Genomic DNA, 6,626 nt, shown 5'->3' with positions numbered 1-6,626 from the left:
AGCAACAACGCAACAACAGGTGCACTCGCACTCTTCGGTCTTGCACTCGGTGCAGCTGGAATCGTCGTGGCACGCAAACGTCAAAACGCATAAGAAATCGGGTATACTAAAAAGGATAGCGCCCTCGGCACTATCCTTTTTCTTACATAGAGAGGTCTTCCTCTCGGAAAGGAGTGACGTGTTTTGAAAAAATGGTTATTCCCGATCAGTATCGTCCTGATGCTCGCTTCAGTCGGCACACTGATTTTCTTATTATTCGGAAACACGAGCGACACAGAAACGAACATCACGCAAGGTACGGCTGATTCACAATCCGCGGCTTCTTCCGGGACACAGGAGGATCCACTCAAACCATCCGAAATCTTTAAAAAAGAATTTAAGACCCTCTCAACCAATGAAGTCGAACTTCCGAAGACATTGACGATCGACGCCCTCGACGTTAAAACGAACATCGAACAAGTCGGTCTCGATAAAAAAGGAGCGATGGGGACTCCGAAAAATGAACAACAAGTCGGGTGGTATAAATTCGGACCACGACCAGGTGACATCGGTAATGCCGTCATCGACGGACATACGGATACAAAAACCGGTCCTGCCGTCTTCTACAAGCTGCATGAACTTAAAAAAGGTGACGCTATTAAAATCAAAGATGAATCTGGACGCCTGCTCGTCTTCCGCGTCAAGAAACTCGTCGAGTACGACCATCTCGATGCCCCACTCGAAAAAATCTTCGGTGCTGCCGACACCCGTAACTTGAACTTAATTACGTGTATCGGTACGTACGACCAAAATGCAGGGACGTACGACAACCGTCTCGTCGTGTTCACCGAGCTTGATGAGAAAGCATCCGATCCCGTCAACACACCACCAAAACCAGCCACCAACGTCCGCATCAGCGGTGGCTTCGTGAACTGGTATGCTTCAAAAGACGATGAAGTCGTGACGTATAACATCTATCAAGAACAAGATGGAAAACGGAAAAAACTCGGTTCAACGGAATCGATTGAACGGAAAGCGTTCCCGCTTCCGGAAGATGCGACAGGTCGCTTCATCATTACGGCCGTCAATAAAGCAGGCATCGAGTCACCAGAAGCGTTTAGTGTCACGCAAAAATAAACACAACAAAAAGATCTTACGTTCAATTCGAGCGTAAGATCTTTTTAGTCTGTACTTTCGTCCAGGGAAATCCGTAATTGTTTATCCCCGGACGCCGTCTCATAAAATACATGGAGCCGCCCCGGTCTGATTTTCGTTTCCGTCGTCGGAATGAAGACAATTCCGATTCGTTCTTCCCCACTCTGATACGTTCCATTTAATGCATTAAACTGATCGGCGATCGTCACGATACGCCCATCTGTTTCGTATTCTCCGAGCTTCGGGGCGATCTCAATCGAATCGGCGGATTGATTTTTGATTTTGACGGTAATCGCGAGCAGACGATTCGCCTCACCACCGACCTGTAGGACTTTTTCTTTTTGAACGTTTACAAGCAAGAGCGGTGTTTGACGGGTCGCGTCCATCCGCTTGACGGCAAGCGTCTTGAGCGAGAGTCCGGCCATCTCGTAACTGACGCCAATCCGGTCTTCCCGATCAAATTGTTTTAGCTGGGCTTCCGTGAGACGCAGGCTCGTCCGGTCCGTCTGCGGCTTCGGTTCGTCCGCCTCGAAAAAACCGAGCAACGGGACCATGAATTTCGCAAGGATGATGACGACGAGCGCCGCCGTCATCAAATAAAACAAGAACGTCTTCACACGTCACCTCTTCTCTAAGCGCGCACCCGCTGTTTCATCCAGCCCGCCTTCAATCCATTGCTGGCGGTGTACGGTTGCTTCGCTAAAAAATCGCAGTACTGAATCGCTAAATATTCTGCCTGGAATTCAACGTAACGCGTCCCCGGCAGACTGTTTACTTCATACAGATAAATCTTCCCGTCCGCTCCAATCCCGACATCGATGCCGAGCGCATCGAGCGGGTAATCATAAAACGACTCGAAATATGCCGGGAAGCGACGGGCGAACAACACAATCTGCCGGGAGATTTCTTCGTGTTGCTCCGGATAGTTTTGCTTCATGAAGATATCCATACGTGTCGTCGAAAAGGCACCGTGACTCAAGTGACTAACGGACTCTTGCTTGTTGTTACTGACGAAAGGAAAGAACTTGACGAGCTTCCACGTTCCATTCGCCCCTTTTGCGACATGGATCCGCATACAATAGGAATGTCCGTGGATGGTTTCCGAAGCGATGAACGGTTGGACAATCATCGGGTTCCGTTTAATCTCTTCTTCGATACGGTCGATCAATTGTCCTGTCGAACAGGTGTCACTTTGTAAAAGATAATCGAACGTATACTGATCCGGGCCGACCTGTTCAATCGTATAAATCCGTTGCCCTTGCTTGCCGTTAGCCGGTTTGAAAATAATTTTCCCGTACCGTTCCAGTAGAGCGATCAAATCCTTCCCCGCACGAATCCGGTGCATCGGAATCAAATATTGTTTGAACGTTCCGTCAGCCGCAAGTTTTTTCAGGACGACGTTTTTGTTGCCGATCCGGTGTGTCGTAAACGGAATCTCGTCGGCCAAGCGCGAAAAGATGTCTTTTTGCTCGTCCGTCAACGGTAAGTGATTGTAGACGACATCCGGAAATTCGCACAAGCCGTTATGCCAGCGGTCATCCAAAAAGTGCATCCCCCGAATCATCCGCTTCTCAAAGTCGATATCCTGCGGCCGGAAGAAAAACGCTTCAATCCCCATCGATGCTGCGACGACACAGGCGATTTTATCACGAAATTGTGGTTTATCGTTCAAGCGTAATATGCCGATTCTTGTCATGTCCGTCTCCCCCTACTCAATCGGTTCTAAGAAAATCAAATAGCGTTCCGTACTGTTCGCAATGTTATAAAACGGGTAACAGGTCGAGATGACGAGCGACTCCGTTCCTGTCGCTGCCAAGACGCGTGTATCTTCATCGTCGACGATTTCACTCGACCGCATGACATAGCGGTATGATCCATCCGCCAAATAGAGTTCGACCTCATCACCCGGTTCGAGCTCACTGATTTTTGAAAACGTCGTATCGTTATGCCCGGCGATGAAGATTCGGTCACCCTGTCCAGGAAAAGCCGTGTCCGGGTGGTGCCCGACTCCTTTCGCAAGCGTTTTGTCCGTTACCCCTTCGAGGAGCGGTAATTCCATGTCGAGCGATTTAATGCTTAAGAAACCAAGCGTCTCGCCTTCTTTAAACGTGACCGGCACCGCCTCCGTGTCCGTTGCCTCTGGTTCAGCCGTCTTCTTCTGTTCCTCCGCCTCCACGACAACGGCTTTCGCCTTTTCCAGTTCGGTGGACAACGTTCGATCAATCGTGAATTTCTGATATCCGACGTAACCTAACAGGAGAACACCGATGATGAGCAAGAGTGTCGAGACGTGTCGTCTCATCCTTTTACGACCTCCTTCTGACGGATTTGTTCGAGTGCACGACAGTACCCGGAGATATTATGCTCGACATCATCAATCCGGACGCGGAAGGAGTGGTGACGGATGTAGAAACTACCGAGTATGCGCTCCGGTACTTTCATATACATCGCGACTTCCGGGTAGTAAAAACCAGTCAATTGATACTGCATCCGGCGTTCAATCGTCGCTTCGAGCCAGTCGAGCGGAAACGTCGTCAATAAGTCCGTCTGCCCGTCCGCTTGCATCCGGCCGATCATCTCGCGGGCCGCCAGCATCAACTCAAGAAACGTCGGATACGTCGTCTCGCGGTGATGAATGAAATCAAGCTTTTGTTCGACATTTTGAAGTCCGAACCGATAGTACCGTTCATCCGGGACATACTTCGTCAGTTCATTGACGCTGTAGCTGAGCCAGTGGTCATGTTGCTTCCAGTAATCGTGCGCGATAAAGTAGTCGAACGCTTGCGTCACACTCGTCAACCACTGTTCTTGTCGATCGAGCTCGTATAGACGAAGCAGCGCAAACGTCGCTTCACCTTCGTAATAGATAATCCGAAACGCCTCTTTCAGTGCAAGCGACGGATACGATAACACATGGTTGAAGTTGCCTGCCGGCTGCTGCAACCCTACAATTCCGTTCGCAAGGGCGCGGCACAGCGCTAGTTCGCGACGCGACTTGAACGTCGTCATGTATTTCGTCAACGCTAAGATTGCCGCGGCATTGGCGCCGAGCTTAATTTCCGCATCCTGCTCCCAATCGACGACATAGGCCGATTCGTTCGGTTGAACGATCAAGTGCTCGATGAGATAGTTTTTCGCGCGATCGATTGCGTGTTGAAGTGTCACGTCCGGTCGGACTGCATACGCTTCAATCATCGAGTAAAGTGTACTCGCATGCCGTAAGCTGTTGTAAAATTGAATCGTTTTGTCAAAACATGAAAAGTAACCATATATGAAGCGGCCATCCGCCTGAACTTGGCGAGCTAAGTAATCACTCGCTTGCGTGACGACCGTTTTGATTTCAAAGGGAGTGGTGCGTGGAGAGGCTCTGATTTTTTCCACTGTCCCTGTCGTTTCGATGACGATCGGCTCCTCTTCACTGAAGACGCTCGTCGTCTCAAACAAGATACAGCTCGTTTCATCCGTAAAGATGAAGCAGGGTATTTTTCGACGCTGCTGTTCAACATATCGTGTCATGTTCTTCAAATTCACCCGGAGTTCCGGCGTGTCCTTGTCCGGCGTCAACATCGCATTCCCATTTAGTTCTTCTTCTAAAAAAGCACACGTGAAGCGAGCATCAAAAGCGATGCCTCTTCGAAAATAATTCTTACGTGTTGCACGAAGTTGATCGTTTAATTCTGCGAATGAACAAAAATGAAAATTCTTTGCAATATCTACTTTAATCCAGTCGTAGTCGACGGGATGTTCAAGTAAGAAGTTTTTGATTTTTTGAAAGATACTCGCCATTCGTTTCCCACGAAATGTATGGACCCGTGCACGGCGTTTCTTCGTCCCGACTGATAGAAAAACGGTGAGGCGTTGATTTAAAAAGTAAGTTGCCTGATCTTCTTTCATTAGCACGAAAACTCGTTCTTCGATTCGTTCTATCCGGTTCATCAATCCCATCCGAAGTCACCCCTTCAAAAATAATGAAAATTGCAGCAGAGAGTTTCCCCTCCGCTACAATGACTGTTATTTAATCGGTCTGCTTATTGCTGGGGACGGCGACGGAATAGTTTTGCAAACAATCCGGTTACTACCGCCAACATACCCATCATTGAAACAAGGAAAAGATTTTCTGATGTGTTCGGAAGCTTACTTGCAATCGGTCGGGTTACCGGTTTCGAAAGTACAGACGCTTTTTTCTGTACAACCCCTAAGTTCGACGGCATCGTCGGTTTACTGATCACTCCCGTATTGATTGGACGGGTTGGTTTGTTTGTTGGTGCTGGAACAACAACATGGTCTTGATCTTTATCCCCGTCTTTATCGGCATCGGCATCAGCATCCGCATCGGCGTCAGCGTCGGCATCGGCATCCGCGTCGGCATCCGCATCCGCATCCGCATCCGCATCCGCATCCGCATCCGCGTCGGCATCAGCGTCCGCATCAGCGTCCGCATCCGCATCAGCATCCGCATCGGCGTCGGCGTCAGCATCCGCATCCGCATCCGCATCGGCATCCGCATCCGCATCCGCATCGGCATCCGCATCCGCATCGGCATCCGCATCCGCATCCGCGTCAGCATCCGCGTCAGCATCCGCATCCGCGTCAGCGTCCGCATCGGCATCCGCATCGGCGTCGGCATCCGCATCCGCATCCGCATCAGCGTCAGCATCCGCGTCCGCATCGGCGTCGGCATCAGCGTCAGCGTCAGCGTCAGCATCGGCGTCAGCATCGGCATCCGCATCCGCGTCAGCATCAGCGTCGGCATCGGCATCAGCATCCGCATCGGCGTCGGCATCGGCGTCCGCATCGGCGTCCGCATCGGCGTCCGCATCGGCATCCGCATCGGCGTCAGCATCAGCGTCGGCATCAGCGTCGGCATCCGCATCAGCATCCGCGTCAGCATCAGCGTCGGCGTCGGCATCAGCGTCGGCATCCGCATCAGCATCCGCGTCAGCATCAGCGTCGGCGTCGGCATCAGCATCCGCATCGGCGTCAGCGTCCGCATCCGCATCAGCATCCGCATCGGCGTCGGCATCCGCATCGGCATCCGCATCGGCATCGGCATCCGCATCAGCGTCAGCATCGGCGTCCGCATCGGCATCGGCATCCGCGTCAGCATCGGCATCCGCATCGGCATCGGCGTCCGCATCGGCATCCGCATCGGCGTCAGCATCAGCGTCGGCATCAGCGTCGGCATCCGCATCAGCATCCGCATCAGCGTCAGCGTCAGCATCGGCGTCAGCATCCGCATCGGCATCGGCATCCGCATCAGCGTCAGCATCGGCGTCCGCATCGGCATCGGCATCCGCATCGGCGTCAGCATCGGCGTCAGCATCGGCGTCAGCATCCGCATCAGCATCAGCATCGGCGTCAGCATCCGCATCAGCATCAGCATCAGCGTCGGCGTCCGCGTCAGCATCCGCATCGGCATCGGCATCCGCATCAGCGTCAGCATCGGCGTCCGCATCGGCATCGGCATCCGCGTCAGCATCGGCATCCGCATC

General features: G+C 52.0%; 7 protein-coding genes. 2 read left to right on the top strand and 5 right to left on the bottom strand.

The annotated features are described in order from the left end of the window. Together KNP96_RS16975 and KNP96_RS16485 are read left to right on the top strand one after the other, a co-directional pair. On the top strand, window positions 1-93 hold a 93-nt coding region (locus tag KNP96_RS16975; RefSeq protein WP_214770648.1), incomplete at its 5' end, for an LPXTG cell wall anchor domain-containing protein. Between the two features lie 90 nt (window positions 94-183). Beyond that, window positions 184-1,116: a class F sortase gene (locus tag KNP96_RS16485; RefSeq protein ID WP_214767737.1), complete on the top strand. Its 933-nt coding sequence runs from the start codon at window positions 184-186 to the stop codon at window positions 1,114-1,116. A gap of 44 nt (window positions 1,117-1,160) precedes the next feature. Here KNP96_RS16485 and KNP96_RS16480 read toward each other — a convergent pair whose 3' ends face one another. The 5 genes from KNP96_RS16480 to KNP96_RS16460 form a co-directional block, all read right to left on the bottom strand. Continuing rightward, entirely contained in the window at window positions 1,161-1,751 is a 591-nt protein-coding gene (locus KNP96_RS16480) for a hypothetical protein (RefSeq protein WP_214771831.1), read from the bottom strand. A gap of 14 nt (window positions 1,752-1,765) precedes the next feature. Continuing rightward, window positions 1,766-2,830, bottom strand: a complete 1,065-nt coding sequence (locus tag KNP96_RS16475; protein WP_214771829.1) for a YheC/YheD family protein — start codon at window positions 2,828-2,830, stop codon at window positions 1,766-1,768. A 12-nt stretch (window positions 2,831-2,842) separates the two neighbouring features. Beyond that, on the bottom strand, window positions 2,843-3,436 hold the full coding sequence (locus tag KNP96_RS16470) for a class D sortase (protein WP_088837949.1): 594 nt from the start codon (window positions 3,434-3,436) through the stop codon (window positions 2,843-2,845). Further along, window positions 3,433-5,079 (bottom strand): hypothetical protein, encoded by a 1,647-nt coding sequence (locus tag KNP96_RS16465; RefSeq protein ID WP_214771826.1) that lies wholly within the window; start codon window positions 5,077-5,079, stop codon window positions 3,433-3,435. The genes KNP96_RS16470 and KNP96_RS16465 overlap by 4 nt, the downstream gene beginning before the upstream one ends. 83 nt (window positions 5,080-5,162) lie before the next feature. Then, window positions 5,163-6,626: hypothetical protein (locus tag KNP96_RS16460; protein ID WP_214771823.1), on the bottom strand; the 1,464-nt coding region annotated here is incomplete at its 5' end.

It is taken from the genome of Exiguobacterium sp. s133 (genome assembly GCF_018618595.1).
Taxonomy (GTDB): Bacteria; Bacillota; Bacilli; order Exiguobacteriales; family Exiguobacteriaceae; genus Exiguobacterium_A; species Exiguobacterium_A oxidotolerans.
Note: the sequence above shows the minus strand (reverse complement) of the source record. Positions and strands in the feature narration are given on the sequence as shown.